Source organism: Halomonas sp. CKK8, assembly GCF_029625235.1.
Classification (GTDB): domain Bacteria; phylum Pseudomonadota; class Gammaproteobacteria; order Pseudomonadales; family Halomonadaceae; genus Halomonas; species Halomonas ventosae.
Genome location: NZ_CP121193.1, coordinates 3,285,642 through 3,311,928 on the forward strand (window position 1 = coordinate 3,285,642; position 26,287 = coordinate 3,311,928).

Consider the following 26,287-nt stretch of genomic DNA (forward strand, 5'->3'; position numbering starts at 1 on the left):
TCCGGATCAGTTCTGGCTGGCGCCGTCGCCCTGGGCGTCCAGTCGCTTGCCCACCTCGGCCGCCTTGGCCTGGTAGTCCTCCGGCGAGTAGCCGGCCTCCTCCAGCGCCTGGGCCACTTCGGGGGGCATGTAGTTCTCGTCGTGACGCGCCAGCACCTGGTCGGCCCGCAGCCAGCCGCCCTGCTGGAGCTGGCCGACCACCACCACGCCCTGCCCCTCACGGAAGAGGTCGGGCAGGATGCCGCTGTAGCGCACCTCGAGGTCGTCGACATAGTCGGTGACGGTGAAGGTCACCTCGAGGCTCTCCTTGTCGCGATCCACCGAGCCCTCCTTGACCATGCCGCCGGCACGGATCTGGCGCTCCAGGGGGGCATCCCCGGCGGCGATCTGCACCGGGCTGAAGAAGAGGTTGATGTTGCTGCGCAGGGCGTAGAGGGTCAGACCCACGGCGATGGCGGCCAGCGAGACCAGCCCCAGGATCACGAACAGCTTCTGCTTGCGTTTAGCTCTCACGGGCATGGCCCTCTTGATGTGAAACCGGTGTCGCGGCGGCGCCCGAGGCGCCGTGGTGCTGCGCGCGACGCGCCCGGCGACGCAGGTCGCGCAGCAGCGCGCGACGCTCGGCTCGGGCATGGAGCACCACGCCCACCAGCAGCAGCCCGGTGACGCCCCAGGCCGCCCAGACGTAGACGCCATGGCCGCCCATGGCCAGGAAGGCCGACAGGGAATCGAATGCCATCAGCTCACCTCCCCGGCCAGTTCGCGCACCCAGCGCTTGCTCGCCTCACGACGCAGGATCTCGCTGCGGGTGCGCATCAGGGTCACCGCGATGAAGAAGCTGTAGAAACCCAGCACCATGATCAGCAGCGGGGCCCACATCTCCATCGGCATGGCCGGACGCGAGGTGACGCTGAAGGTGGCCGGCTGGTGCAGGGTGTACCACCAGTCCACCGAGTACTTGATGATGGGGATGTTGATCACCCCGACCATGGCCAGCACCGAGGCGGCCCGGGAGGCGCTGTCGCGGCTGGAGAAGGCGCCACGCAGGGCAATGACGCCGAAGTAGAGGAACAGCAGGATAAGCATCGAGGTGAGGCGCGCGTCCCACATCCACCAGGTGCCCCAGGTCGGCACGCCCCACACCGCGCCGGAGAACAGCGCCACGAAGGTCATGGCGGCGCCCAGCGGGGCCATCATCGCTGCCGCCATGTCGGCGATCTTGATCTTCCAGACCATATAGATGAAGCCGGCCACCGCCATGCTGACAAAGATCGACTGGGCCAGGAAGGCCGCCGGCACGTGCACGTAGATGATGCGGAAGCTGTTGCCCTGCTGGTAGTCCGCCGGGGCGAAGGCCAGCCCCCAGGCGCTGCCGACCAGGATCAGCACCGCCGCCGCAACCCAGAACCAGGGCTGCAGGCGCGCGCTGATGGCGTAGAACCACTTGGGGGAGCCGAGCTTGTGTATGAAGGCCCACATGCCGATTGTTGTCCTCAACCGTTGATACTGATGCGCAGTGACGCCGCGATCGCCCAGGGGGCGAGGCTCAGCGCCACTGCCAGGAGCGCACCGAGGATGGCCAGGTGCGCGGAGACGCCATCGCCGAGGATCGCCGCCTGCACGGCCCCGGCGCCGAAGATCAGCACCGGGATGTAGAGGGGCAGCACCAGCAGCGAGAGCAGCACGCCACCCCGCGCGAGCCCCACCGTCAGCGCCGCCCCGATGGCACCGATCAGGCTCAGGCTGGCACTGCCCAGCGCCAGCGACAGTGCCAGCACCGCATAGCTGCCCGCTGGCAGCGACAGCATGATGCCCAGCAGCGGCGCCATCAGCGCCAGCGGCAGGCCGGTGAGCAGCCAGTGCACCGCCACCTTGGCCAGCGCCAGCGCCGGCAGCGGCTGGGGCGAGAGCAGCAGTTGCTCCAGGGAGCCGTCGTCGTAGTCGCTGCGAAACAGGCTGTCCAGGGAGAGCAGCGCCGCGAGCAGCGCCGCGACCCACAGCAGGCCCGGGGCGATGGTCGCCAGCAGCTCCGGGTCCGGCGAAATGCCGATCGGGAACAGGGTGATCACCAGGGCGAAGAACACCAGCGGGTTGAGCACCTCGCTGCGCCGGCGCATCATCAGCACCAGGTCACGCTTCAGCGTCGCTCGGATTGCGACCCCGGCGCCGCCCTCGGGTTCCCGGAACAGCGGCATGTCACCCGGCTCCTGCGCCAGGCGTGACTCAGAGTGCGGCATCGTCACCCCCCTGCCCCAGCCGGATGCGCCGCAGCGCCGGAGAATCGGCCAGCTCGTGGTGGGTGGTGACCAGCACGCAACCGCCGCGCCGGGCATGGGCCGCCAGGCGGCCCTCGAGGGCCGCCACGCCGTCGCGGTCGATGGCGGTGAAGGGCTCGTCGAGCACCCAGAGCGGACGCGGGATCAGCTCCAGCCGGGCCAGGGCCACCCGGCGCTGCTGGCCGGCGGAGAGCTGGCCGGCGGGCAGGTCCTCGAAGCCGGCGAGCCCCACCGCCGCCAGGGCCTTGAAGCGCGCGGCCTCGTCGTCGGGCTCGCCCGCCAGGGCCTGGTACCAGGCCAGGTTCTCCAGCGGCGTCAGCGCCGCCTTGACCCCCGGCGCATGGCCCAGGTAGAGCAGGTTGGCCAGGAAGTTCTGGCGCGTGCGCCGCATGGGATGGTCGTTCCAGTAGAGCTCGCCCTGGAAGTCGGCCAGCTGCCCGGAAAGGATCTTCAGCAGGGTGGTCTTGCCACTGCCGTTGGGACCCTCCACACGCACGATCTCGCCGGCATGGATGTCCAGGTCAAGGTCCCGGAACAGCCAGCGATCGTCCCGCTCACAGGCCAGCTTTCGGGCTTGCAGACGCAGGCTCAAGGCACTCTCCCGGCATGGGTAATTTCGCCCGGAACTCTACACGGAAAGGGCCCTGGCTACCAGTCGCGCCGTCTGCGTCAGCCGGTCGCACTTGCCCTGGGTCAAGCCTTGCGTGGACCGCCAGCCCTTGCCAGATCCGGACCCGCTGCTATGCTCGTGAAACACTGTATGTATCGACAGGTCTCGACGACAGGGGAGACATCGCATGCCCAACGTCACACCGCAGTACCTGGAACGCCGCCCCAACCTCCCGCTGGCCCGGTCCTGGGCGGCCATCGAAGCGGACGACCTGACCGAGATCCCGCTGCTCGGTCGCGTCTCGGCGGGCATGCCCATCGAGGCCTGTCCCGAGGCCGGCAGCATCCAGGTGCCCACGCGGATGGTGCGCCGCAATACCTATGCCCTGCGGGTGCGCGGCGACTCCATGGTCGATTGCAACATCTTCGACGGGGATGTGATCATCATCGAGCGCCGCGAGAGCGCCGAGAACGGCGAGACCGCGGTGGTGATGATCAACGACCAGGAGGTCACCCTGAAGAAGCTCTACATCGAGAAGTCCGGCGTGCGCCTGCAGCCGGCCAACGAGCGCATGGCGCCCATCTACCTGCGCAACGACGATATCCAGGTGATCGGCCTGGTGATGGGCGTGGTGCGCCAGGCGGAGCTGGCTGCCTGATGCGCTATGACGTCCCCGATGTCCCCGCCGGACGCTGGCAGGAGAGCGAACTGGAGGTGGAGAAGAGCCGCTTCATCACCTGGCTCTGCCATGCGCCGGACAGCGCCGCCTTCGAGGCGTTGCTGGCCGAGGCGCGCCGCACCCACCCCGGCGCCAGCCACCACTGCAGCGCCTTCATCGCCGGCCCGCCCGGCGAGCAGACCGCCATCGGCTTCTCCGACGACGGCGAGCCCGGCGGCACCGCCGGGCGCCCCATGTTCCAGGTGCTGGAGGGCGACGGCCTCGGCCAGGTGGGCTGCGTGGTCACCCGCTACTTCGGCGGCACCAAGCTCGGCACCGGCGGCCTGGCGCGCGCCTACTCCCGCGCCGTCGCCGAAGGCCTGGAGGCCCTGCCGCGCCGCACGATGGTCGAGCGCACCCCGCTGCGCCTGCGGGTCGACTTCGCCGGCGAGGCCGAGGCCCGCGCCTGGCTGGCCGGGCAGGAGGTGCCGGTCGCGCAGGCCGACTACGGCGCCGACGGGGTGGTGCTCACGGTGGGCTGGCCCAGCGACGCGCCCGCCGACCTCAGCGCCCTCGAGACCCGCCTGCGGGGCCGGCTCACAATGCTGGACGATGGCTCCCCATCACGACGAACGGCGCCCTGAGGCGCCGTTGCAGGTCGTTGGTGGGCTGCCGATCACCCCAGGTACTTGATCATCACCCCGGCGGCCACCGCCGAGCCGATCACCCCGGCCACGTTGGGCCCCATGGCGTGCATCAGCAGGAAGTTGTGGGGATTGGACTCCAGCCCCACCTTGTTGGAGACCCTTGCGGCCATGGGCACCGCCGAGACCCCCGCCGAGCCGATCAGCGGGTTGATCGGCATGCGGCTCACGGTGTTCATCAGCTTGGCCATCAGGATCCCGCAGGCGGTGCCGATGGCGAAGGCCACCATGCCCAGCGCCAGGATCCCCAGGGTCTCCAGGGCCAGGAAGCGGTCGGCCATCAGCTTGGAGCCCACCGAGAGGCCGAGGAAGATGGTCACGATGTTGATCAGCGCGTTCTGGGCGGTGTCGGAGAGCCGTTCCACCACCCCGCACTCGCGCATCAGGTTGCCGAAGCAGAACATCCCCAGCAGCGGCGCCGCATCCGGCAGGAAGAGCACCACCAGGATCAGCAGGCTGAGCGGAAAGACGATCTTCTCGAGCTTCGACACCGGCCGCAGCTGGGTCATGACGATCTCGCGCTCCCGCTTCGAGGTCAGCGCCTTCATGATCGGCGGCTGGATCAGCGGCACCAGCGCCATGTAGGAGTAGGAGGCCACGGCGATGGCACCCAGCAGCTCCGGGGCCAGGATGCTCGACACGTAGATCGAGGTGGGGCCGTCGGCGCCGCCGATGATGCCGATGGCGGCGGCCTGGTTGAGCGAGAAGTCCATCCAGCCCATGGCCGACATGCCCACCGCACCGAGCAGGGTGGCGAAGATGCCGAACTGCGCCGCTGCCCCCAGGAAGAGAGTGCGGGGATTGGCCAGCAGCGGACCGAAGTCGGTCATCGCCCCCACGCCCATGAAGATCACCAGCGGGGCGATGCCCGAGGCGATCGCCACGCTGTAGAACTGGTAGAGCATGCCGTGGGCGAAGCCGGCGTCCATGGCCACGTCGTTGGCGGAGCGCAGCAGCGCCGGCGAGAGGTCGCCATGCAGGGCCTCGGTCAGGGTGTGGCGCCAGGCCTCGATGCCGGCGGCCGGGTCGAGGCCCAGTTGCAGCGTCGCGGCCATCTGCTCGAGCAGCGCCGGCCGCGCCAGGTGCGCCGCCTGCTCGGCGGCGGACAGGGCCAGACCCGCCTCGGGGATGTTGGCCAGGATGCCGCCGAAGCCGATCGGCACCAGCAGCAGCGGCTCGAACTTCTTGGCGATGGCCAGGTAGAGCAATCCCAGCCCCACCAGCACCATGACCGCCTGGCCGAGGCTCAGGTTGTAGAGCCCCGAGCCGTACCAGAGCGTCAGTATCTTCTCCGTCATGGGTACCTTCCTCAGAGCTCGATCAGGACATCGCCGACGGCGACGCTGTCGCCCTCGCTGACATTGACGGAGGAGACGGTGCCGGCACCGGTGGCGCGCACCTCGGTCTCCATCTTCATGGCCTCGAGGATGATCACCACATCGCCCTCCTCGACCGCGTCACCGGGGCGCACGTTGACCTTGAAGATGTTGCCGGCCAGCGGCGCGGTGATCGCCTCGCCGCTGGGGGCGGCGGGGGCACTCTCGGCGGGTTGGGCGGCCGCGGCCTGCTCCTGGACGGCACCGACCTCGCCACCCTCGGCGACCTCGACCACGTACTGCTTGCCGTTGACCTTGACGGTATAGGTCTCGGGGCCGGCCGGGGCCGCGCCCTGGGTCGCCGGCGCCTTGGCCTCGGCCCCGCCCTTCTGCGACGAGACCGGCAGGCTGGCGTCGGGCGCCTCCTTCCCGGGGGCCTGGGGCGCCGGCTCGAAGGCCTCGGGGTTGTCGCGGTTCTTGAGGAACTTCAGGCCGATCTGCGGGAAGAGCGCATAGGTGAGCACGTCGTCGATCTCGCGCTCGCCCTCGGCCAGGCGGATGCCCTCGGCCTTGGCCTTCTCCTTGAGCTCGGCGGTCAGCCGCTCCATCTCCGGGTCGAGCCGGTCGGCCGGACGGCAGGTGATCGGCTCCCCCCCCTCCAGCACGCGCGCCTGCAGCTGCTTGTTGAACGGCGCCGGGGCCGCGCCGTACTCGCCCTTGAGCAGCGCCTGGACCTCCTTGGAGATCGACTTGTAGCGCTCGCCCATCATCACGTTCATCACCGCCTGGGTACCGACGATCTGCGAGGTCGGGGTGACCAGCGGGATGAAGCCCAGGTCCTCGCGGACCCGCGGGATCTCCTTGAGCACGTCGTCGAGCTTGTCGCCGGCACCCTGCTCCTTGAGCTGGCCTTCCATGTTGGTGAGCATGCCGCCCGGCACCTGGGCAATCAGGATGCGCGAGTCGATGCCCTTCAGCGAGCCCTCGAAGGCGGCGTACTTCTTGCGCACCTCGCGGAAGTAGGCGGCGATCTCCTCGAGCAGTTCGAGGTCGAGGCCGGTGTCGCGCTCGGTACCCTGGAGGATGGCCACCACCGACTCGGTGGGGCTGTGGCCATAGGTCATGGACATCGAGGAGATGGCGGTATCGACGTTGTCGATGCCCGCCTCGGCGGCCTTGAGGGCGGTGGCGGTGGACATGCCGGTGGTGGCGTGGCACTGCATGTGGATGGGAATATCCACCGCTTTCTTGAGCTTGGTGACCAGCTCATAGGCGTCGTAGGGCTTGAGCAGGCCGGCCATGTCCTTGATCGCCAGGGAGTCGGCGCCCATGGCGGCGATGGTCTTGCCGAGCTCGACCCAACCGTCCAGGGTGTGCACCGGGCTCACGGTATAGGAGAGCGTGCCCTGGGCGTGGCCCTCGACCTTGCGGACGGCCTGGATGGCACGCTCCAGGTTGCGCGGGTCGTTCATGGCATCGAAGACGCGGAAGACGTCGACACCATTGGTCCTGGCTCGCTCGACGAACTTGTCCACCACGTCATCGGCGTAGTGACGGTAGCCGAGCAGGTTCTGGCCGCGCAGCAGCATCTGCTGGGGGGTGTTGGGCATGGCGGCCTTCAACGCCCGTATCCGCTCCCACGGATCCTCGCCGAGGTAGCGGATACAGGCGTCGAAGGTGGCCCCGCCCCAGGACTCCAGCGACCAGAAGCCGACGCGGTCGAGCTTCTCGGCGATGGGCAGCATGTCATCGAGGCGCATGCGGGTGGCGAACAGCGACTGGTGGGCATCGCGCAGGACGACATCGGTGATGCCAAGCGGGCGTGTCTTGTCAGTCATGGTCGTGACCTTGTCGTTATGGATGGAAGGGGAAAGGGGGGAGCGGCCGCCTCAGCGGCGGTGGCGGCGGCGATAGCGGTGTACCGCGGCGGTGATGGCGACCATCACGTCATCGTCCTGGCGAGGCGCCGGCGGGCGGCGGTTGCCGGTCGCGACAGGGGCGGGCGGCTCGGGAAAGAAGCGGCCGATGGCCTTGGACATCAGGGTGGTGACGATCACCAGCACGGTAAGAAAAACAAAGACAAACCCCATGCCGAGGCCCATCAGGGCAAGCCCCTCGTTGAGCAGCTGCGTGTCCTGCATGCGAATTCTCCTGTTTCTTGCGCGGAGTTGGCCTCGATCTCACGAGAAAACTCGGCTTGCGCATTTTTTAGGATGCTATAACCTGCCACATCCCCGACAGATTGCAATGGCGTCATGGTGGAAGTCAGCGTTGTTAATTTACTACATAACGGGCGGATCGGCCTAGCGCCCATGGAAGGGGTCATCGATGCGGTGACCCGCGACCTGCTGACCCGCACGCCCGGTTTCGACTGGGTGGTGACCGAGTTCGTGCGCGTGGTGAACGCCCGCCTGCCGCCCCGCGTCTTCCACCGGCACTGCCCGGAACTAGCGCACCCCGGCGTCACCACGCCGAGCGGCGTCCCCGTGCAGCTGCAACTGCTGGGCTCCGACCCCGAGGCCCTCGCGGCCAACGCCCGCCAGGCCCTGCGTCTCGGCGCTACCGGCCTGGATCTCAATTTCGGCTGTCCGGCCAAGCTCGTCAATCGCCACGACGGCGGCGCCTCGCTGCTGCGTGACCCGCGACGGGTTCACGCCGCCGTGTCGGCGGTATCCCGGGCGGTGGGCGACGAGATCCCGGTGACGGCCAAGATCCGCCTGGGCTTCTCCGATCGACGCCTGGCCCTGGCCTGCGCCCTGGCCACCCAGGAGGCCGGCGCCCGGCGGCTCGTGGTCCATGGCCGGACACGCGACGAGGGCTACCGCCCGCCGGCCCACTGGGAGTGGATCGGCCGCATCCACCAGCGCCTCTCCATCCCGGTGGTCGCCAACGGCGACATCTGGACCCTGGAGGACTACTGGAAGGCCCGCACCCTCTCCGGGTGTCGCGACGTGATGCTCGGTCGCGGCGCCCTGGCCGACCCCTGGCTGGCGGCGCGCATCCGCCACTGGCAGGCGACGGGAGAACGATTACCCGACACGCCCTGGGAGACTCGGGCACGGATCCTCGCCGACTTTGCTGCATTGCAGCGTAGCACACTTCCGACGCGTGTCGTCACTGCCCTGATCAAGCAGTGGCTCAACCATATGCGCCAGCGCGACCACGAGGCGGCCCGCCGCTTCCAGGCCGTGAAGCGCCTGCGCGAGCTCGACGCCCTGCTGGCGGGCCTCGACCCTCCTGCGACCGCTAACCGCCCCCCTTTCCCCGTTCGCGCCGACCACCGCGCAGAGCCCGCCTGACGGCGAGTCACGACAAGGCGCCAGGCGCCCACAAAAAAAGAGGCGCACGTCGCATCACGACGGCGCCTCAAACGATCGCAGGGTCGGCACGCGAGAAGCGCCGACCCGGCTAGCAGAACACAGAACATCGGGCACAGCGGGCCCGGAAAGCAGAAGACCCGCCCTCTCATGGAGGGCGGGTCGAGATCTGGCGCGCCCGGGAGGATTCGAACCTCCGACCACCTGATTCGTAGTCAGGTACTCTATCCAGCTGAGCTACGGGCGCGTAAGGCAACAAGCGAGTCGTTGCAGGGATAAAGCGGAGGGGATACCGCCGACCATATCCAGTGTGAAGGTGGCGCGCCCGGGAGGATTCGAACCTCCGACCACCTGATTCGTAGTCAGGTACTCTATCCAGCTGAGCTACGGGCGCTTGACCTTCGCGTGACGACAATGGCGGAGAGGGAGGGATTCGAACCCTCGAAGAGGCTATAAACCCCTTACTCCCTTAGCAGGGGAGCGCCTTCAGCCACTCGGCCACCTCTCCCTCATCGGCACGGTGCGTATCCTACCGTTTTAGAAGGCCATTGTCCAGCGACCCGGGCGATTTTTCACCATGACCCCGCGATGGCGCTCCCGGCTCGAGCACCGGCCGGGTGCTAGTCATCGCTCTCGAGGCCGGAATCGGCCTTCTCGCGCTGGATGCGCTGGTAGATCTCCTCGCGATGCACGGCGACATCCTTGGGGGCGTTGACGCCGATGCGAACCTGATTGCCCTTGACGCCAAGGACGGTCACGGTGATGTCGTCACCGATCATCAGGGTTTCGCCGACGCGGCGGGTCAGGATGAGCATGACTGATCTCCTTCTCAGACTTCTGGCTACGGGATGCTCGCCGGCAGGGACGACGAAATTACATTGTGCGACAAGTCGTCGTCCCTGACCAATGGCGCCGACCCATGAGACGCCCGCACCACGTTGAAAGGAAGCCCTGTGGCACGGGTGTCGCGGCCTTCCCTACAAGCGTAGAAGGTGTCGTCGCCCGAAGGGAGCCCTATTCGGCCTCGATATCGCTCTTGTCGAGGCCGAAGGCCTTGTGCAGCGCCTTGACTGCCAGCTCCATGTGCTTCTCGTCGATCACCACGGAGATCTTGATCTCGGAGGTCGAGACCATGCGGATGTTGATGTTCTCGTCGGCCAGCACGCGGAAGAACTTCGACGCCACCCCGGCATGGGAGCGCATGCCCACCCCGACCAGCGAGACCTTCGCGATATTGTCGTCCCCGCGCAGTTCGCCGCCGCCCAGGTCGGGAATGACCTGCTCCTGGAGGATCTTCATGGTCTGCTTGTAGTCGCCCTTGGCCACCGTGAAGGTGAAGTCGGTGTAGTCACCGGCCGGCGCCACGTTCTGGACGATCATGTCGACCTCGATGTTGGCATCGGCGATCGGCCCCAGGATCCGCGAGGCGACACCCGGCACATCGGGGGTGTTGAGCAGGGTCAGCTTGGCTTCGTTGGCGGTGAAGGCGATGCCTGAGATCAGCGGTTCTTCCATGGAATCCTCGTCTTGGTCGGAGTCTGCAACGATCAGGGTGCCGGGGCCATCCTCGAAGCTGGACAGCACGCGCAGCGGAACATTGTACTTGCCGGCGAATTCGACGGCGCGAATCTGCAGCACCTTGGAGCCCAGGCTCGCCAGCTCCAGCATCTCCTCGACGGTGATGGTGTCGAGGCGCTGGGCCCTGGAGCAGACCCGCGGGTCGGTGGTGTAGACACCGTCGACGTCGGTATAGATCTGGCACTCGTCGGCCTTCAGCGCCGCCGCCAGCGCCACGCCGGTGGTATCGGAGCCGCCGCGGCCGAGGGTGGTGATGTTGCCCTCCTCGTCGACGCCCTGGAAACCGGCGACCACCACCACCTGACCGTCGTCCAGGTCGGCCTGCAGCTCATCGGTCTCGATGCGCTGGATGCGCGCCTTGGTGTGGGCACTGTCGGTCTGGATGCCCACCTGGGAGCCGGTGTAGGAGGTGGCCGGCACGCCGATCTTGTGGAGGGCCATGGCCAGCAGCGAGATGGTCACCTGCTCGCCGGTGGAGACCAGCATGTCCATCTCGCGCGGCGTCGGCTCGTCATTGATCTCGTTGGCCATGCCGATCAGGCGATTGGTCTCGCCGCTCATGGCGGAGACCACGACGACGACCTGGTGGCCGTTGTCGCGAAAGCCCTTGACCTTCTCGGCCACGGCCTTGATGCGCTCCACGGAGCCCACCGAGGTGCCGCCGAATTTCTGTACGTATAGTGCCATATGCCGATTTCCCTCGTGCGTCGAGTGCGAATCGCGCTCGGATGAGTGAAAGGTGAGTGAAGATGACGAGGGCCGGGGCATCGCTGCCGCCGGCCCTGCTAGCCCTTACTGGAGCCGCTCCTCGACCCAGGCCGGCACGCTGTCCAGCGCCCCGGGCAGTGCCGTGACATCGCTGCCGCCGGCCTGGGCCATGTCGGGCCGGCCGCCGCCCTTGCCACCGACCTGGGCCGCCACGTGGTTGACCAGCTCGCCGGCCTTGACCCGGCCGGTCAGGTCGTCGGTGACGCCGGCGATCAGGCTGACCTTGCCGGCCTCGGCGTCAGCCACGCCCAGCACCACGATGCCGGAGCCGAGCTTGTTCTTGAGCTGGTCGAGCATGCCGCGCAGCTCCTTGCCGGCCACGCCCTCGAGGCGCCTGGCCAGCACCTTGACGCCCTTGACCTCGCGGGCCTCGTCGACCATGTCGTTGCCGGCGGCGCTGGCCAGCTTGGCCTTGAGGCGCTCGAGCTCCTTCTCCAGGGTGCGGTTGCGTTCGAGCAGCGACTCGACGCGCTCCTCGGCCTGCTCCGGCTTGGCCTTGAGGCGCTCGCCGATGCGATTCAGGCGCGCCTCCTGCTCGCGGAACCAGGCCAGCGCCCCCTCGCCGGTGATCGCCTCGATGCGGCGCACGCCCGAGGCGATGCCGGCCTCGCTGACGATATGGAAGCAGCCGATGTCACCGCTGCGCGCCACGTGGGTGCCGCCGCACAGCTCGATGGAGAAGTCATCGGCGCCGATGGTCAGCACCCGCACGCTGTCGGCATACTTGGCCTCGAAGAGCGCCGCGGCGCCCTTGGCCTTGGCCTCATCGAGGGTCATCTGCTCGGTGCGGGTCGGTGCATTGGCGAGTATCTGCTCGTTGACCAGGCGCTCCACCTCGGAGAGCTGCTCCGGTGTCACCGGCTCGAAGTGGCTGAAGTCGAAACGCAGCCGCTCGGGGGTGACCAGCGAGCCCTTCTGCGCCACGTGGTCGCCGAGCACCAGGCGCAGCGCCTTGTGCATCAGGTGGGTCGCGGAGTGATTGCGCACCGTGGCCGCGCGCAGGCTGGCGTCGACCCGCGGGTGAACCGTGGCACCCACCGCGAGCGACCCCTCGAGCAGCACGCCGTGGTGCAGATGGTGGCCGCCCTGCTTCTGGGTGTCGGTGACCAGGAAGCGGCCGCCCTCCAGCTCCAGGTAGCCGGTATCCCCCACCTGGCCGCCGGACTCGCCGTAGAAGGGGGTGCGATCGAGCACCACCACGCCACGCTGCTCCGGCTCGAGCCGTGCCAGGGGGTTGCCCTCCCGATCGACCAGGGCGGTGACGGTGGCGCGGTCCTCGAGGCGCTCATGGCCGGTGAAGTCGGTCTCGCCTTCCAGCTCCAGGGCGGCGCCGTAGTCGGCACCGAACTGGCTCGCCGCCCGGGCGCGCTCGCGCTGGGCCTCCAGCGCGCGCTCGAAGCCGACCTCGTCGAGGGTGACGCCGCGCTCCCGGCAGACATCGGCGGTCAGGTCATAGGGGAAGCCGTAGGTATCATAGAGCTTGAACACCGTCTCGCCGGGCAGCACCTCCCCGTCGAGGCTGGCCAGGGCCTCCTCGAGCAGGCCCATGCCGTGCTCCAGGGTGCGGGCGAACTGCTCCTCCTCCTTGAGAAGGACGCGCTCGATCTGGTGGCGCGCCTCGCGAAGTTCCGGAAAGGCGTCGCCCATCTCCACGTCCAGCGCACCCACCAGCTTGTGGAAGAAGTTGCCCTGGGCGCCGAGCTTGTGGCCGTGGCGGATGGCGCGACGGATGATCCGGCGCAGCACATAGCCGCGCCCCTCGTTGGAGGGCAGCACACCGTCGGCGACGAGGAAGGCGCAGGAGCGAATATGGTCGGCAATCACCCGCAGCGAGGGCGCGCGGGTATCGGCATGGCCGGTATGGCGCGCTGCCGCCTCCAGCAGGTTCTGGAAGAGGTCGATCTCGTAGTTGGAGTGCACGCCCTGCATCACCGCGGCGATGCGCTCCAGCCCCATGCCGGTATCGATGGAGGGCTTGGGCAGCGGATGCAGGGTGCCGGCCGCGTCGCGGTCGAACTGCATGAACACCAGGTTCCAGATCTCGATATAGCGGTCGCCGTCCTCCTCGGGGCTGCCGGGCGGGCCGCCCCACACCTCGGGACCGTGGTCATAGAAGATCTCGGAACTCGGCCCGCAGGGACCGGTGTCGCCCATCTGCCAGAAGTTGTCCTCGTCGAGCTTGGAGAAGCGCTCGGGGTCGATGCCCATCTCCTCCTTCCAGATGCGCTCGGCCTCGTCGTCGCTGACGTGCACAGTGACCCACAGCTTCTCCTTCGGCAGGCCCAGAGTCTCGGTGAGGAATTCCCAGGCGAAGCGGATGGCTTCGCGCTTGAAGTAGTCGCCGAAGCTGAAGTTGCCCAGCATCTCGAAGAAGGTGTGGTGGCGTGCGGTATAGCCGACGTTGTCGAGGTCGTTGTGCTTGCCGCCGGCGCGCACGCAGCGCTGGGACGAGGCCGCGCGCACGTAGGGGCGAGGGTCGCGACCCAGGAAGACGTCCTTGAACGGCACCATGCCGGCATTGGTGAACAGCAGGGTCGGGTCGTTGCCGGGAACCAGTGAGCTGGAGGGCACGACGGTATGGCCGTGCGCCTCGAAGTAACTCAGAAAGGCCTGTCTGATGTCTGCGCTTTTCATGGGGTATCCGTGGCGATGAACGGGGTGACCCGGCGGGCGACGCTGGCTCGAGGCGGGCAGCACGACGCGCAGTCTCCAGGCGCCTCGTGGTGCCGCGGGATGCCACCCGGGGCGTTCGCAAAGGGAGCCATTATAGCGCAGTTGTCAAGGGACTGAAGGGGCGTCGGTGCCCGCACCACTCAGGGGTGATGCGGGGGCAGGCCTGGACGACTACTGATCCGGTGCCGAATCCCAGGCGTGTTCCAGGGCGTGGCGCACCTGGTCGAAGTCGAAGCCGCGGCCGGCCAGGAAACGCTCGCGGCGGGCGCGCTCGCGAGGCGACTCGCCGGGTCTGGTGAAGCGCCGCGCGAGCGCCTCGCTGGCCAGGGCGAACCAGTCGCCCTCGCCGGCCTGCTCGCTCTCGGCGAAGGCGTGACGGATCGCCTCTCCATCGAGGCCGCGTCGCTCGAGCTCGACACGGATCTTCAGCGGCCCCTGGCCCCGCAGGATGCGTGAGCGCAGGAAGCTCTCGGCGAAGCGGTCGTCAGACTGCAACCCCTGCTCGACCAGGTCGTCGAGGCACTCGGCGATCGCCTCGGGCGCATGCCCCTTGGCCGCCAGGCGCTCGGCAAGCTCCCGGCGAGAGTGCTCTCGCCGGGCCAGCAGGCGGATGGCATCGTCACGAGGCGACGACTCGTCGCCGGAGGGCTGCCCCAGCATGGCTTATGACGGGTCGTCGTCGCGGCCGGCCTCGGCGGTGACCGCCTCGTCGACGGCCTCCTCCTTCCTGGGCTCCACCGGCGCGAGCAGCTGGGCGCGGATCTGGCTCTCGATCTCCTCCATCACCGCCGGGTTGTCCTCGAGGAACTGGGCGGCGTTGGCCTTGCCCTGGCCGATCTTGTTGCCCTGGTAGCTGTACCAGGCCCCCGCCTTGTCGATCAGCTTGCACTGCACGCCCAGGTCGACCACCTCCCCGGCATGGTAGATCCCCTTGCCGTAGAGGATCTGGAACTCCGCCTGGCGGAACGGCGGGGCGACCTTGTTCTTGACCACCTTGACCCGGGTCTCGTTGCCGGTGACCTCGTCACCCTGCTTGACCGAGCCGGTGCGGCGGATGTCCAGGCGCACGCTGGAGTAGAACTTGAGCGCATTGCCGCCGGTGGTGGTCTCGGGGCTGCCGAACATCACGCCGATCTTCATGCGGATCTGGTTGATGAAGACCACCATGCAGTTGGCGTTCTTGATGTTGCCGGTGATCTTGCGCAGGGCCTGGGACATCAGGCGCGCCTGCAGGCCGACGTGGGAGTCGCCCATCTCGCCCTCGATCTCGGCCCGCGGGGTCAGCGCCGCCACCGAGTCGATGATGATCACGTCGACGCCGCCGGAGCGCACCAGCATGTCGCAGATCTCGAGGGCCTGCTCGCCGGTATCCGGCTGGGAGACCAGCAGGTCGTCGAGATTGACCCCGAGCTTCTCGGCATAGCTCGGGTCCAGGGCGTGCTCGGCATCGATGAAGGCGCAGGTCTTGCCCTGCTTCTGGGCCTGGGCGATCACCGACAGGGTCAGGGTGGTCTTGCCCGAGGATTCGGGGCCGAAGATCTCGACCACCCGGCCCAATGGCAGGCCGCCGATCCCCAGGGCGATGTCCAGGCCCAGCGAGCCGGTGGAGACCGAGGGCATCACCACGCGCGGGGCGTCGCCCAGGCGCATCACGGTGCCCTTGCCGAACTGGCGGTCGATCTGGGAAAGGGCGGCGTCCAGCGCCTTGGAACGGTTGTCATCCTGAGCCATCACGGGCCTCCTGAATCTGGGGTCTCTGAAATACTGTATGACTGCACAGTAGTATGGCGAAAAATCGCCTGCGCGGCCAGTGCCGATTCGCTGCTGGAAGGGCTATTGTCGCAGGACGATTACAGATAGCCTGCGCGGCTCGGGGCTGACCCGGCGCCCCTTGGTGTCTACAGGCGCTCAAGGCTGCTCCAGGCGCCGCACCAGGCCGAGCAGCGCCTCGCGCACGGCCTGCTCACGCACGGCCGCCCGGTCGCCGGCGAAATGGTGGCACGCCGCCTCGGCCCGTTCGGCATCGCCCCAGGCCAGCCAGACGGTGCCCACCGGCTTGTCGGGACTGCCCCCGCCGGGGCCGGCCACCCCGCTGATCGCCACGCCGAGCCCGGCGCCGCTGTCGCGGCAGGCGCCTGCCACCATCGCCTCGACGACGGCGCGGCTGACCGCCCCTTGCGCCTCGAGCAGCGCCTCCGGCACGCCCAGCAGCCGGGTCTTGGCGCCATTGGCATAGGTCACGTAGCCGGTCTCGAACCAGTCCGAACTGCCGGCCACGGCGGTGATGGCGCTGGCCACCCCGCCCCCGGTGCAGGACTCGGCCGCGGTGACCGTGATGCCCTTCTCGCGGCACCGTTCGCCCAGCCGCTCGGCGAGGGCCACGAGGTCGAGGTCGGCCAGGCGGGAGGCGCGGGGGGACATGGCATGACTCCTGGGCATTCGCAGCGGCCGAGGCGACGTCGGCCGCGCGTGAGCGATGACTTTTCCGTACAATAACGGCTTTGCCAGCGACATGCATGGCGCATTCGACGCCAGCCATCCGTCAACCGCCAGAGCAGGAACCCGATGTCACAGGCCAGCGCCCAGCATACCCCCATGATGAGCCAGTACCTGAAGATCAAGCGCGAGCACCCCGACGTGCTGCTCTTCTATCGCATGGGTGACTTCTACGAGCTGTTCTTCGACGATGCCCGGCGTGCCGCCGCCCTGCTCGACATCACCCTGACCCAGCGCGGCCAGTCCGCGGGCCAGCCGATTCCCATGGCCGGGGTCCCCTACCACAGCGCCGAGGGGTACCTGGCCCGCCTGGTGGCGGCCGGCGAGTCGGTGGCGATCTGCGAGCAGATCGGTGACCCGGCCACCAGCAAGGGACCGGTGGAGCGCCGCGTGGTGCGCATCGTCACCCCCGGCACCCTCTACGACGAGGCGCTGCTGGATGCCCGCCGCGACAACCTGCTGGTCGCCGTGGCCCCGCTCGGCGAGCGCTGGGGGCTGGCCTGGCTGGAGCTCTCCAGCGGCCGCTTCAACGTGCTGGAGGTCGAGGGCGAGGGCGAGATGCTCGCCGAACTCCAGCGCCTCGACCCCGCCGAGCTGCTGGTCGCCGAAAGCCTGGCACTACCGGCCGCGCTGGAGGGGCGTCGCGGCCTGCGTCGCCAGAGCGACTGGCTGTTCGACCTCGAGAGCGCGACCCGCACCCTCTGCGACCAGTTCCAGGTCCAGGACCTGCGCGGCTTCGGCTGCGCCCATCTTGAGGCCGCGATCACCGCCGCCGGGGTGCTGGTCGACTATGCCCGGGACACCCAGCGCACGGCCCTGCCCCACGTCACCGCCATCGGTGTGGAGAGCCGCGACGACGCCGTGGTGATCGATGCCGCCAGCCGTCGCAACCTGGAGATCGACGTGAACCTCGGCGGCAGCGCCGATAACACCCTGGCCAGCGTACTCGACACCACCGCCACGGCCATGGGCTCGCGGCTGCTCAAGCGCTGGCTCAACCGCCCGCTGCGCGACCGCGCCCAGGTCGGCGGCCGCCAGGCGGCGGTGGCGCTGCTCCTCGACGACGAGGGCTTCGCGGCGCTGCGCGAGTCGCTCAAGGCGATCGGCGACGTGGAGCGGATCCTGGCCCGCGTGGCCCTCTACAGCGCACGACCGCGCGACCTGGCCCGCCTGCGCGACGCCCTGGTCGCCCTGCCCGACCTCCAGGCCTCCCTCGAGGCCTACGGCGAGGGCAGCACGCTGGACGAGCTTCGCCACCATATCCATCCCTTCCCGGCGCTGGCCGACACCCTGACCCGCGCCCTGGTGGAGAACCCACCGGTGGTGATCCGCGACGGCGGCGTGATCGCCGAGGGCTTCGACGCCGAGCTCGACGAGCACCGAGGCCTCGCCGAGCATGCCGGCGACTACCTGATCCGCCTGGAGACCCGGGAGCGCGAGCGCACCGGCCTGCCCGGCCTCAAGGTGGGCTACAACCGGGTCCACGGCTACTACATCGAGATCCCCCGCGCCCAGGCCCGGGACGCCCCGGTGGACTACGTGCGCCGCCAGACCCTGAAGAACGCCGAGCGCTTCATCATCCCCGAGCTCAAGGAGTTCGAGGACAAGGCCCTCTCGGCAAAGTCCCGGGCGCTGGCCCGGGAAAAGCTGCTCTACGACGGCCTGCTCGACACCTTGAACGCCGAGCTCGCCGCGCTGCAGGGCACCGGGCGGGCACTGGCGGCCCTCGACGTGCTGTGCGCCTTCGCCGAGCGCGCCCGGGCCCTGGAATTCGTGCGCCCGTCACTGCCCGAGTCGCCGGGCATCGACATCCGCGGCGGCCGCCACCCGGTGGTCGAACAGGTCACCGAGACGCCCTTCGTGCCCAACGACCTGGTGCTGGACGACGCGCGCCGCATGCTGGTAATCACCGGCCCCAACATGGGCGGCAAGTCCACCTACATGCGACAGGCCGCGCTGATCACCCTGCTCGCCCACACCGGCAGCTTCGTGCCGGCGGATGCGGCCGCCATCGGCCCGGTGGACCGCATCTTCACCCGCATCGGCTCCTCGGACGACCTGGCCGGCGGGCGCTCCACCTTCATGGTGGAAATGACCGAGACCGCCAGCATCCTGCACAACGCCACCGACCACAGCCTGGTGCTGATGGACGAGATCGGTCGCGGCACCAGCACCTTCGATGGCCTATCGCTGGCCTGGGCCAGCGCCGAGCACCTGACCCGCACCCGCGCCTTCACGCTGTTCGCCACCCACTACTTCGAGATGACGGCGCTGGCCGAGCAGGCCGAGGGGGTGGCCAACGTGCACCTGACGGCCGCGGAGCACCGCGACGGGATCGTCTTCATGCACCGGGTGGAGGACGGCCCGGCCAGCCAGAGCTACGGCCTGCAGGTGGCCCAGCTCGCCGGTGTCCCCCAGGGGGTGATCGCCCGCGCCCGGGAGAAGCTCGCAACCCTGGAGCAGCAGGAGATCGACCAGGGCAGCCGCTTGCCGGCCGACACGACGCGCGAGGGAGAGCGGCCGGCGGCGCCACGCCAGGCCGACCTCTTCGCCAGCACGCCCCACCCGCTGGTCGAGCAGCTGGGCAGCCTGGACCCCGACGCGCTGTCCCCCCGCCAGGCCCTGGAGCTGCTCTACCGCTGGAAGGAGGCCCTGTGAATGGCCGACAATGGCGCCGAGCCTGGCTTGCGGGGCCACCCTCGCCGCGACTAGAATGGCTCGATCAAATTCTGGAAATTATAAGAATTTTTTTTCTTATAACTCATTTAGCATCATCGACTACCGGCCGCGCCCTGCCACGGCCAGAGAATGGGAGACTGGCATGACATTCGTCGTCACCGAGAACTGCATCAAGTGCAAGTACACCGACTGTGTCGAGGTCTGCCCGGTGGATTGCTTCTACGAGGGCCCCAACTTCCTGGTGATCCACCCCGACGAGTGCATCGACTGCGCCCTGTGCGAGCCGGAGTGTCCCGCCGAGGCAATCTTCTCGGAGGATGAGCTGCCGGATGGCCAGGAGGAGTTCATCGAGATCAACGCCGAGCTGGCCGAGGTGTGGCCAAACATCAGCGAGAAGAAGGATCCGCCGGAGGATGCCGAGGAGTGGGACGGCAAGTCGGGCAAGCTGGAGCTGCTCGAGCGCTGAGCCGCTGACGCGGCCGGACACGACGACGCCGGATGTCTTGCGACATCCGGCGTCGTCGTCTCTGCCCTGAGCGAAGATGGAGAACACTCGGCAAAAAAGGCGGCCCGCAGGCCGCCCGCTCCCAGCCGATCCTCGAGCGGCTCCCTCCGCCCGACTCCCGTGATGCCTTCCCTGCCCGGGAACGGCCTCCTGCCGCACCGGGCGCATCACTTGTCGCATCCCGTTGCATCCTGCCGGAAGAGCATCCCCGCTCTCCCACATCCCGAGTGCAGTGTGGCATAGACGCATTGCAGCACAACCCCGCCCGTGACGCGTCGACCACGGTCATCCCGGCCCGGCCCTTCACCGCAGCGGGAACCGGACCCCTTTAAAATCAATGAAATGAAAAGGCCCGACCCCTCACGGGGTCGGGCCTGTCCGACGCAGGAATGGCGGATCTCTTCGCCTCCCTGTAGGCGATCTCCTACAGCAGGTCACGCAAAAGGCAACGCTGTTCGCTTACTGCCCCTTGATCGCGGCGCGCCCCGGGTAGTCCACCGTGCCGTCCAGTTCCTGCTCAATGACCAGCAGCCGGTTGTACTTGGCGACGCGGTCAGAGCGGCTCAGCGAGCCGGTCTTGATCTGGCCGGCGCAGGTGCCCACGGCGAGGTCGGCGATGGTGGTGTCCTCGGTCTCGCCGGAGCGATGGGAGATCACCGCGGTGAAACCGGCATCCTGGGCCATGCGGATCGCCTCCAGGGTCTCGGAGAGCGAGCCGATCTGGTTGAACTTGATCAGGATGGAGTTACCGATCTGCTCGTCGATGCCGCGCTTCAGGATCCGCGTGTTGGTGACGAAGAGGTCATCGCCCACCAGCTGGACCTTGTCGCCCAGCCGCTCGGTCAGCGCCTTCCAGCCCTCCCAGTCGGACTCGTCCATGCCATCCTCGATGGAGACGATCGGGAACTGCTCGCAGAGCTCGCCCAGGTAGTCGACGAAGCCGGCGGCATCGAAGGCCTTGCCTTCGCCGGAAAGGTCATACTTGCCGTCTCGGTAGAACTCGGAGGAGGCGCAGTCCAGCGCCAGGGTCACGTCGTCGCCCAGGCGGTAGCCGGCATCTGCCACGGCCTGCTGGATCACCGCCAGGGCCTCGGCATTGGAGTCGAGGTTCGGCGCGAAGCCGCCCTCGTCGCCCACCGAGGTGGCAAGCCCCCGGGCCGAGAGCACCTTCTTCAGGGCGTGGAAGATCTCGGCGCCCATGCGCAGGCCCTCGCGGAAGGTCGGCGCGCCCACCGGCTGGACCATGAACTCCTGGATGTCGACGTTGTTGTCGGCATGCTCGCCGCCGTTGAGGATGTTCATCATCGGCACCGGCATCAGGTACTTCCCGGGCTGGCCGTAGAGCTCGGCGATATGCGCGTAGAGCGGCATGCCCTTGGCATTGGCCGCGGCCTTGGCCGCCGCCAGCGACACCGCCAGGATGGCGTTTGCGCCGAGCGACGCCTTGTTGTCGGTGCCGTCCAGCACCAGCATGGCGTCGTCCAGCCCGCGCTGGTCACGGGCATCCATGCCCACCAGGCGCTCACGGATGGTGGTGTTGACGGCCTCCACGGCCTTCAGCACGCCCTTGCCCAGGTAGCGACTCTTGTCGCCGTCACGCAGCTCCAGCGCCTCGCGGGAGCCGGTGGAGGCCCCGCTGGGCGCACAGGCCACGCCCACGGCGCCGCTCTCCAGGCGCACCTCGGCCTGGACGGTGGGGTTGCCGCGTGAATCGAGCACCTCGAGGGCGCGTATATCGACGATCTTGGTCATCTGTGTCGTCCTTCCATACTGTCAGCGTTGATTGAGTCGATGGGGAAACTGCCGTGCTCTCTCGGCTTTCCAGCGCTGCTCGGTTTACCGGGTTATTCGATTGTTAATGTGGGAAACCCCTTTACCAGCTCGTCGATGGCCTTGAGTTGGGCCAGGAAGGGCTCGAGGCGATCCAGTGGCAGGGCACAGGGGCCGTCGCACTTGGCGTTGTCGGGGTCGGGGTGGGCCTCCAGGAAGAGGCCGGCCAGGCCGACCGCCACCCCGGCACGGGCGAGCTCGGTCACCTGCTGCCGCCGCCCGCCGGCGCTGTCGGCCCGGCCGCCGGGGCGCTGCAGGGAGTGGGTGACATCGAAGAAGACGGGATAGCCGGTCTGCTTCATGTCGCCGAAGCCGAGCATGTCGACCACCAGGTTGTTGTAGCCGAAGCTGGAGCCGCGCTCGCACAGCAGCAGCCGGTCGTTACCCGCCTCCTCGCACTTGCGAATGATGTGGCGCACCTCGTGGGGGGCCAGGAACTGCGGCTTCTTGATGTTGATCACCGCCCCGGTCTCGGCCATGGCCACCACCAGGTCGGTCTGGCGCGCCAGGAAGGCCGGCAGCTGGATGATATCGGCGATCTCGGCCGCCGGCGCGGCCTGCCAGGGTTCATGGACGTCGGTGATGATCGGGACGTTGAAGCGCGCCTTCACCTCGGCCAGGATCTCGAGCCCCTTCTCCAGGCCCGGGCCGCGGAAGGAGTGGATGGAGCTACGGTTGGCCTTGTCGAAGCTCGCCTTGAAGACGTAGGGCATGCCCAGCCGACCCGTCACCGCCGCGTAGGTCTCGGCGACCTCGAGGGCCAGCTCGCGGGACTCCAGCACGTTCATGCCGCCCAGCAGCATCAGCGGCAACGAATTGCCGGCCTTCAGGCCGGCGAATTCGATGTGCCGTTCAGGGGCGGACTCGCTCATCACGGACATGGGCCTCACTCCTGGTGGGAGGACTGGGCACGGATGCGTGCCGCCTTGTGCTCCAGCGCCGCATTGACGAAGCCGGTGAACAGCGGATGGCCGTCACGCGGCGTGGAGGTGAACTCCGGGTGGAACTGGCAGGCGACGTACCAGGGGTGGTCCGGCAGCTCGACCATCTCCACCAGGGAGTTGTCGACGCTCTTGCCGGAGACCACCAGGCCGGCCTGCTCGAGCTCGTCGATGAACTGGTTATTCACCTCGAAGCGGTGGCGGTGGCGCTCGACGATCTCGTCGCTGCCATAGGCCTCGCGAGCCCGGCTGCCGGGCTTGAGCTGGCAGACCTGGCCACCCAGGCGCATGGTGCCGCCGAGGTCGGAGGCCGCATCGCGCAGCTCGACCTTGCCCTCGGGGCTCAACCACTCGGTGATCAGGCCCACCACCGGGTGCTGCGTGTCGTGGGTGAACTCGGTGGAGTCGGCATCCGCCCAGCCGGCCACGTTGCGTGCGAATTCGATTACCGCCACCTGCATGCCGAGGCAGATACCGAGATACGGAATGCCGTTCTCGCGGGCGAAGCGTGCGGTGGCGATCTTGCCTTCCACGCCGCGCTCGCCGAAGCCGCCGGGCACCAGGATGGCGTCCTTGCCGGCCAGGCGCTCGGTGCCGTGGCGCTCGATGTCCTCGGAGTCGATATAGTCGACGTTGACCTTCATGCGGGTCTGGATGCCGGCATGGATCAGCGCCTCGTTGAGGGACTTGTAGGCGTCGAGCAGCTCCATGTACTTGCCGACCATGGCGATGTTGATCGACTTCAGCGGGTTGAGCTTGGCATCGAGCACCTTCACCCACTCGCCGAGATCGGCCTCGTGCGCCTCGAGGCGCAGCTTGTCGCAGACGATATCGTCGAGGCCCTGCTCGTGGAGCATCAGCGGGATGCGATAGATGGTGTCGGCGTCCTGCAGCGGGATGACGGCCCGCTCCTCGACGTTGGTGAACAGCGCGATCTTGCGCCGCTCGCTCTCCTCGAGCTCCACCTCGCTGCGACAGATCAGGATGTCCGGTTGGATGCCGATGGAGCGAAGCTCCTTGACGCTGTGCTGGGTCGGCTTGGTCTTGGTCTCCCCCGCCGTCTTGATATAGGGCACTAACGTCAGGTGCATGAAGATCGCCCGGCTCGCACCCAGCTCGCTTCTGATCTGGCGGATCGACTCCAGGAAGGGCAGCGACTCGATGTCGCCCACGGTGCCGCCGATCTCGACCAGCGCCACGTCGAAGCCCTCACCGCCGGCATAGACGCGGCGCTTGATCTCGTCGGTGATGTGCGGGATCACCTGCACGGTGCCACCCAGGTAGTCGCCGCGGCGCTCCTTGCGCAGCACGTGCTCGTAGACGCGACCGGTGGTGAAGTTGTTGGCCTGGCTCATCTTCGTGCGGATGAAGCGCTCATAGTGGCCCAGGTCCAGGTCGGTCTCGGCGCCATCCTCGGTGACGAACACCTCGCCGTGCTGGAAGGGGCTCATGGTGCCCGGATCCACGTTGATGTAGGGATCGAGCTTGAGCATGGTGACCTTGAGGCCGCGCGCCTCGAGAATCGCCGCCAGCGAGGCCGACGCGATGCCCTTGCCGAGTGAGGACACAACGCCGCCGGTCACGAAGATATATCGTGTCATGGAGAACCTGTCGAAACGTGATCGGTAGGCACGGCAGGAAGCCGCGCCAGGATGGGACGACAGACTAGCAGAATACGACCAAAGGCTCAATTTCAGGCCGGTAGCGAGCGGGAGGGCGACGCCGCTGCAGCCCCCCAGCGGCAAGGACACGCAGTGGGCGGCGGCGTGACGGCCTGGCGCCATGCCGCTCACGGCGATAGCCCTGGCGAAGGGGCGCCATCATGGCCACCAGCGCTTCATCTCGCCCCCCAGGGGGTCCCGCGCGGGACGCGACACCTTGGCGATGCGGGCCACCGCCGCGTCATGCTCGGCGGGGTCGGCACGGATCAGGTCGAGCTCGCGCTGGTCCTCGGGATAGGCGGCGAGCAGCAGGAAATCGTCGCTGGCCTGGAGGTGACAATGCCCGGTGCCCGCCGGAAGCACCAGGGCATCGCCGGCGCGGATGTCGACGTCCTCTCCCTGCTCCCCGCCGAGTCGCAGCCGACCCCGGCCCGAGAGCACCCCGAAGGCCTCGTGGGCGATGGAGTGGTAGTGGTGGTAGGGATAGACGCCGCCGCGCCAGCTCGGCCGCCAGCCGTTGGTGGCAAAGACCCGCTCGAAGCAGTGTGCCACGGCCTCCCGGTCGAGCCGCGGATCGAGGCCCCGGGAGCGGAACAGCAGGGTCGCCAAGGGGGTATTGGGAATGCCCCCATCATCGGCGAATGTCATCCGCTCGGGCTCAAGCGACCCGCCCTTGGCCGGCGCAAGCCCCAGGGATATCAGCGTCGTCTCCATGATCGCCTCCTGAGCAGTGGCCATGGGAAGAGTCTAGATGAAGCGTCCCCCGCAATGCGGACGCCCCGACATTGGCCGGGGCGCAGCATGGACGAGAAGGAGCGGCTCGCCATTACACGCCGAGGTAATCGAGGATGCCCTCGCCGGCCTGGCGGCCCTCGTAGATGGCGGTGACCACCAGGTCGGAGCCGCGCACCATGTCGCCGCCGGCGAAGATCTTCTCGTTGGTGGTCTGGAAGGCATGGGTACCCCCCTCCTCCGGCGCCTTCACCCGGCCGCGCTCGTCGAGCTCGATGCCCACGGTCTCGAACCAGGGCGCCGGGCTCGGCTGGAAGCCGAAGGCCACCACCACCGCATCGGCGGGGATGATCTCCTCGGAGCCGGGCACCACTTCCGGGCGCTGCCGGCCATTCTCGTCGGGCTCGCCCAGCCGGGTGCGCACCACCTTGACGCCCTCGACCTTGCCCTCTCCGACCACCGCCACCGGCTGGCGGTTGAACAGGAACTCCACCCCCTCCTCGCGGGCGTTGGCCACCTCGCGCTTGGAGCCGGGCATGTTCTCCTCGTCACGGCGATAGGCACAGGTCACGCTGGTAGCACCCTGGCGGATGGCCGTGCGGTTGCAGTCCATGGCGGTATCGCCGCCGCCCAGCACCACCACGCGCTGACCCTTCAGCGAGGTGAACTCCCGGGGGTCCTTCTCGAAGCCCAGGCAGTGGTTGACGTTGGCGATCAGGTAGTCGAGCGCCTTGTGAACGCCGGGCAGGTCCTCGCCGGGGAAACCGCCCTCCATGTACTTGTAGGTACCCATGCCCAGGAAGACGGCATCGTACTCCTCGAGCAGGCGGTCGAACTCGACGTCCTTGCCCACCTCGACGCCGAGGCGGAACTCCATGCCCATCTCCTCGAACACGGCCCGACGACGCTCCATCACCGTCTTGTCGAGCTTGAACTCGGGGATGCCGAAGGTCAGCAGCCCGCCGATCTCCGGGTACTTGTCGAACACCACCGGCTTGACGCCATTGCGCACCAGGATGTCGGCGCATCCCAGCCCCGCGGGGCCGGCACCGATCACCGCCACCTTGCGGCCGGTCTGGGTGACGCGAGAGAGGTCCGGACGCCAGCCCATGGCGAAGGCGGTGTCGGTGATGTACTTCTCCACCGAGCCGATGGTCACCGCGCCGAAGCCGTCGTTGAGGGTACAGTCGCCCTCGCAGAGCCGATCCTGGGGACAGACCCGCCCGCACACCTCGGGCAAGGAGTTGGTCTTGTGGCACAGCTCCACCGCCTCGAGGATATTGCCCTCGCTGACCAGCTGCAGCCAGTTGGGGATGTAGTTGTGCACCGGGCACTTCCACTCGCAGTAGGGATTGCCGCAATGCAGGCAGCGATGCGCCTGGCTGGCCGCCTCCTGGGGCTTGAAGGGCTCGTAGATCTCGGCGAACTCCCGCGCGCGGGTGCGGGCGTCCTTCTTCTGCGGGTCCTGGCGGCCCACGTCGATGAACTGGAAATCGTTGCTCAAGCGGTTAGCCATGGTCTCTTCTCCTGGTCTCTGCGTGGC

24 protein-coding genes and 3 tRNA genes are annotated in these 26,287 nt (G+C 68.1%); 5 read left to right on the forward strand and 22 right to left on the reverse strand.

Features of this window, described 5'->3' with window-relative positions:
• Positions 1-6: 6 nt before the first annotated feature.
• From ccmE to ccmA, 5 genes are read right to left on the reverse strand one after another with little or no spacing between them, the layout of a single operon-like run.
• Complete coding sequence (gene ccmE, locus P8934_RS15485) at positions 7-513, reverse strand: cytochrome c maturation protein CcmE (protein WP_133635717.1); 507 nt, start codon at positions 511-513, stop codon at positions 7-9.
• The gene (gene ccmD, locus P8934_RS15490; RefSeq protein ID WP_278031837.1) at positions 503-739 is read right to left on the reverse strand and encodes a heme exporter protein CcmD; all 237 of its coding nucleotides are present in this window, start codon (positions 737-739) and stop codon (positions 503-505) included. Before ccmD ends, ccmE begins: the two co-directional genes overlap by 11 nt.
• A complete protein-coding gene (locus P8934_RS15495; RefSeq protein ID WP_278031838.1) occupies positions 739-1,479 on the reverse strand; it encodes a heme ABC transporter permease in 741 nt (246 codons plus the stop codon). The genes ccmD and P8934_RS15495 overlap by 1 nt, the downstream gene beginning before the upstream one ends.
• A gap of 14 nt (positions 1,480-1,493) precedes the next feature.
• Positions 1,494-2,195: a heme exporter protein CcmB gene (gene ccmB / locus P8934_RS15500; RefSeq protein ID WP_106230490.1), complete on the reverse strand. Its 702-nt coding sequence runs from the start codon at positions 2,193-2,195 to the stop codon at positions 1,494-1,496.
• A gap of 28 nt (positions 2,196-2,223) precedes the next feature.
• Positions 2,224-2,868 carry a cytochrome c biogenesis heme-transporting ATPase CcmA gene (ccmA, locus tag P8934_RS15505; RefSeq protein ID WP_278031839.1) on the reverse strand — a complete coding sequence of 215 codons (645 nt, stop codon included), beginning with the start codon at positions 2,866-2,868 and terminating at the stop codon, positions 2,224-2,226.
• 205 nt (positions 2,869-3,073) lie between these two features.
• Between ccmA and lexA the strand changes: the two genes are divergently transcribed.
• Positions 3,074-3,544 carry a transcriptional repressor LexA gene (gene lexA, locus P8934_RS15510; RefSeq protein WP_133635713.1) on the forward strand — a complete coding sequence of 157 codons (471 nt, stop codon included), beginning with the start codon at positions 3,074-3,076 and terminating at the stop codon, positions 3,542-3,544.
• Positions 3,544-4,188, forward strand: a complete 645-nt coding sequence (locus P8934_RS15515) for a YigZ family protein (protein WP_278031840.1) — start codon at positions 3,544-3,546, stop codon at positions 4,186-4,188. Before lexA ends, P8934_RS15515 begins: the two co-directional genes overlap by 1 nt.
• 32 nt (positions 4,189-4,220) lie before the next feature.
• On the opposite strand, the gene P8934_RS15520 is transcribed toward P8934_RS15515, so the two are convergent.
• Genes P8934_RS15520 through P8934_RS15530 form a run of 3 tightly spaced genes read right to left on the reverse strand, consistent with a single transcriptional unit; the run spans position 4,221 to position 7,705 of the window.
• Positions 4,221-5,546, reverse strand: coding sequence for a sodium ion-translocating decarboxylase subunit beta (locus P8934_RS15520; protein ID WP_278031841.1), 1,326 nt, complete (start codon positions 5,544-5,546; stop codon positions 4,221-4,223).
• An 11-nt stretch (positions 5,547-5,557) separates the two neighbouring features.
• A complete protein-coding gene (gene oadA / locus P8934_RS15525; RefSeq protein WP_278031842.1) occupies positions 5,558-7,402 on the reverse strand; it encodes a sodium-extruding oxaloacetate decarboxylase subunit alpha in 1,845 nt (614 codons plus the stop codon).
• 51 nt (positions 7,403-7,453) lie between these two features.
• Entirely contained in the window at positions 7,454-7,705 is a 252-nt protein-coding gene (locus P8934_RS15530; protein ID WP_133635709.1) for an OadG family transporter subunit, read from the reverse strand.
• A gap of 171 nt (positions 7,706-7,876) precedes the next feature.
• Here P8934_RS15530 and P8934_RS15535 point away from each other — a divergent pair, with 171 nt between their 5' ends.
• Positions 7,877-8,863, forward strand: a complete 987-nt coding sequence (locus P8934_RS15535) for a tRNA-dihydrouridine synthase family protein (protein ID WP_278031843.1) — start codon at positions 7,877-7,879, stop codon at positions 8,861-8,863.
• A gap of 188 nt (positions 8,864-9,051) precedes the next feature.
• Here P8934_RS15535 and P8934_RS15540 read toward each other — a convergent pair.
• From P8934_RS15540 to P8934_RS15580, 9 genes are all read right to left on the reverse strand, one after another.
• Positions 9,052-9,128 (reverse strand) — tRNA-Arg (locus P8934_RS15540).
• Between the two features lie 70 nt (positions 9,129-9,198).
• Positions 9,199-9,275, reverse strand: a tRNA-Arg gene (locus P8934_RS15545).
• Between the two features lie 21 nt (positions 9,276-9,296).
• Positions 9,297-9,389, reverse strand: a tRNA-Ser gene (locus tag P8934_RS15550).
• Between the two features lie 112 nt (positions 9,390-9,501).
• Positions 9,502-9,696 (reverse strand): carbon storage regulator CsrA, encoded by a 195-nt coding sequence (gene csrA, locus P8934_RS15555; protein ID WP_089712664.1) that lies wholly within the window; start codon positions 9,694-9,696, stop codon positions 9,502-9,504.
• Positions 9,697-9,895: 199 nt separating this feature from the next.
• Entirely contained in the window at positions 9,896-11,146 is a 1,251-nt protein-coding gene (locus tag P8934_RS15560; RefSeq protein ID WP_106230498.1) for an aspartate kinase, read from the reverse strand.
• A gap of 105 nt (positions 11,147-11,251) precedes the next feature.
• Positions 11,252-13,861: an alanine--tRNA ligase gene (gene alaS / locus P8934_RS15565; RefSeq protein WP_278031844.1), complete on the reverse strand. Its 2,610-nt coding sequence runs from the start codon at positions 13,859-13,861 to the stop codon at positions 11,252-11,254.
• Positions 13,862-14,071: 210 nt separating this feature from the next.
• Positions 14,072-14,560: a regulatory protein RecX gene (locus P8934_RS15570; protein WP_278031845.1), complete on the reverse strand. Its 489-nt coding sequence runs from the start codon at positions 14,558-14,560 to the stop codon at positions 14,072-14,074.
• Between the two features lie 3 nt (positions 14,561-14,563).
• Positions 14,564-15,631: a recombinase RecA gene (gene recA, locus P8934_RS15575; RefSeq protein WP_133635705.1), complete on the reverse strand. Its 1,068-nt coding sequence runs from the start codon at positions 15,629-15,631 to the stop codon at positions 14,564-14,566.
• A 177-nt stretch (positions 15,632-15,808) separates the two neighbouring features.
• Positions 15,809-16,321 carry a CinA family protein gene (locus tag P8934_RS15580; RefSeq protein WP_278031846.1) on the reverse strand — a complete coding sequence of 171 codons (513 nt, stop codon included), beginning with the start codon at positions 16,319-16,321 and terminating at the stop codon, positions 15,809-15,811.
• 144 nt (positions 16,322-16,465) lie between these two features.
• Here P8934_RS15580 and mutS point away from each other — a divergent pair, with 144 nt between their 5' ends.
• Positions 16,466-19,054 carry a DNA mismatch repair protein MutS gene (gene mutS, locus P8934_RS15585; RefSeq protein WP_278031847.1) on the forward strand — a complete coding sequence of 863 codons (2,589 nt, stop codon included), beginning with the start codon at positions 16,466-16,468 and terminating at the stop codon, positions 19,052-19,054.
• A gap of 163 nt (positions 19,055-19,217) precedes the next feature.
• Positions 19,218-19,541: a ferredoxin FdxA gene (gene fdxA, locus P8934_RS15590; RefSeq protein WP_278031848.1), complete on the forward strand. Its 324-nt coding sequence runs from the start codon at positions 19,218-19,220 to the stop codon at positions 19,539-19,541.
• Positions 19,542-20,039: 498 nt separating this feature from the next.
• On the opposite strand, the gene eno is transcribed toward fdxA, so the two are convergent.
• From eno to P8934_RS15615, 5 genes are all read right to left on the reverse strand, one after another.
• Entirely contained in the window at positions 20,040-21,332 is a 1,293-nt protein-coding gene (eno, locus tag P8934_RS15595; protein ID WP_278031849.1) for a phosphopyruvate hydratase, read from the reverse strand.
• 92 nt (positions 21,333-21,424) lie between these two features.
• Complete coding sequence (gene kdsA, locus P8934_RS15600) at positions 21,425-22,282, reverse strand: 3-deoxy-8-phosphooctulonate synthase (protein WP_278034049.1); 858 nt, start codon at positions 22,280-22,282, stop codon at positions 21,425-21,427.
• Positions 22,283-22,296: 14 nt separating this feature from the next.
• Positions 22,297-23,952, reverse strand: coding sequence for a CTP synthase (locus P8934_RS15605; protein WP_278031850.1), 1,656 nt, complete (start codon positions 23,950-23,952; stop codon positions 22,297-22,299).
• A gap of 219 nt (positions 23,953-24,171) precedes the next feature.
• Positions 24,172-24,726 (reverse strand): cupin domain-containing protein, encoded by a 555-nt coding sequence (locus tag P8934_RS15610; RefSeq protein WP_278031851.1) that lies wholly within the window; start codon positions 24,724-24,726, stop codon positions 24,172-24,174.
• Between the two features lie 112 nt (positions 24,727-24,838).
• Entirely contained in the window at positions 24,839-26,260 is a 1,422-nt protein-coding gene (locus tag P8934_RS15615) for an FAD-dependent oxidoreductase (protein WP_133635699.1), read from the reverse strand.
• Positions 26,261-26,287: the final 27 nt, after the last annotated feature.

What these genes read in the sequence shown, in the direction of transcription:
- ccmD (WP_278031837.1), bottom strand. Translation starts at nt 739, where the DNA reads ATGGCATTCGATTCCCTGTCGGCCTTCCTGGCCATGGGCGGCCATGGC.
- P8934_RS15495 (WP_278031838.1), bottom strand. Translation starts at nt 1,479, where the DNA reads ATGTGGGCCTTCATACACAAGCTCGGCTCCCCCAAGTGGTTCTACGCC.
- ccmB (WP_106230490.1), bottom strand. Translation starts at nt 2,195, where the DNA reads ATGCCGCTGTTCCGGGAACCCGAGGGCGGCGCCGGGGTCGCAATCCGA.
- lexA (WP_133635713.1), top strand. Translation starts at nt 3,074, where the DNA reads ATGCCCAACGTCACACCGCAGTACCTGGAACGCCGCCCCAACCTCCCG.
- P8934_RS15515 (WP_278031840.1), top strand. Translation starts at nt 3,544, where the DNA reads ATGCGCTATGACGTCCCCGATGTCCCCGCCGGACGCTGGCAGGAGAGC.
- P8934_RS15520 (WP_278031841.1), bottom strand. Translation starts at nt 5,546, where the DNA reads ATGACGGAGAAGATACTGACGCTCTGGTACGGCTCGGGGCTCTACAAC.
- oadA (WP_278031842.1), bottom strand. Translation starts at nt 7,402, where the DNA reads ATGACTGACAAGACACGCCCGCTTGGCATCACCGATGTCGTCCTGCGC.
- P8934_RS15530 (WP_133635709.1), bottom strand. Translation starts at nt 7,705, where the DNA reads ATGCAGGACACGCAGCTGCTCAACGAGGGGCTTGCCCTGATGGGCCTC.
- P8934_RS15535 (WP_278031843.1), top strand. Translation starts at nt 7,877, where the DNA reads ATGGAAGGGGTCATCGATGCGGTGACCCGCGACCTGCTGACCCGCACG.
- csrA (WP_089712664.1), bottom strand. Translation starts at nt 9,696, where the DNA reads ATGCTCATCCTGACCCGCCGCGTCGGCGAAACCCTGATGATCGGTGAC.
- P8934_RS15560 (WP_106230498.1), bottom strand. Translation starts at nt 11,146, where the DNA reads ATGGCACTATACGTACAGAAATTCGGCGGCACCTCGGTGGGCTCCGTG.
- alaS (WP_278031844.1), bottom strand. Translation starts at nt 13,861, where the DNA reads ATGAAAAGCGCAGACATCAGACAGGCCTTTCTGAGTTACTTCGAGGCG.
- P8934_RS15570 (WP_278031845.1), bottom strand. Translation starts at nt 14,560, where the DNA reads ATGCTGGGGCAGCCCTCCGGCGACGAGTCGTCGCCTCGTGACGATGCC.
- recA (WP_133635705.1), bottom strand. Translation starts at nt 15,631, where the DNA reads ATGGCTCAGGATGACAACCGTTCCAAGGCGCTGGACGCCGCCCTTTCC.
- P8934_RS15580 (WP_278031846.1), bottom strand. Translation starts at nt 16,321, where the DNA reads ATGTCCCCCCGCGCCTCCCGCCTGGCCGACCTCGACCTCGTGGCCCTC.
- mutS (WP_278031847.1), top strand. Translation starts at nt 16,466, where the DNA reads ATGTCACAGGCCAGCGCCCAGCATACCCCCATGATGAGCCAGTACCTG.
- fdxA (WP_278031848.1), top strand. Translation starts at nt 19,218, where the DNA reads ATGACATTCGTCGTCACCGAGAACTGCATCAAGTGCAAGTACACCGAC.
- eno (WP_278031849.1), bottom strand. Translation starts at nt 21,332, where the DNA reads ATGACCAAGATCGTCGATATACGCGCCCTCGAGGTGCTCGATTCACGC.
- kdsA (WP_278034049.1), bottom strand. Translation starts at nt 22,282, where the DNA reads ATGAGCGAGTCCGCCCCTGAACGGCACATCGAATTCGCCGGCCTGAAG.
- P8934_RS15605 (WP_278031850.1), bottom strand. Translation starts at nt 23,952, where the DNA reads ATGACACGATATATCTTCGTGACCGGCGGCGTTGTGTCCTCACTCGGC.
- P8934_RS15610 (WP_278031851.1), bottom strand. Translation starts at nt 24,726, where the DNA reads ATGGAGACGACGCTGATATCCCTGGGGCTTGCGCCGGCCAAGGGCGGG.
- P8934_RS15615 (WP_133635699.1), bottom strand. Translation starts at nt 26,260, where the DNA reads ATGGCTAACCGCTTGAGCAACGATTTCCAGTTCATCGACGTGGGCCGC.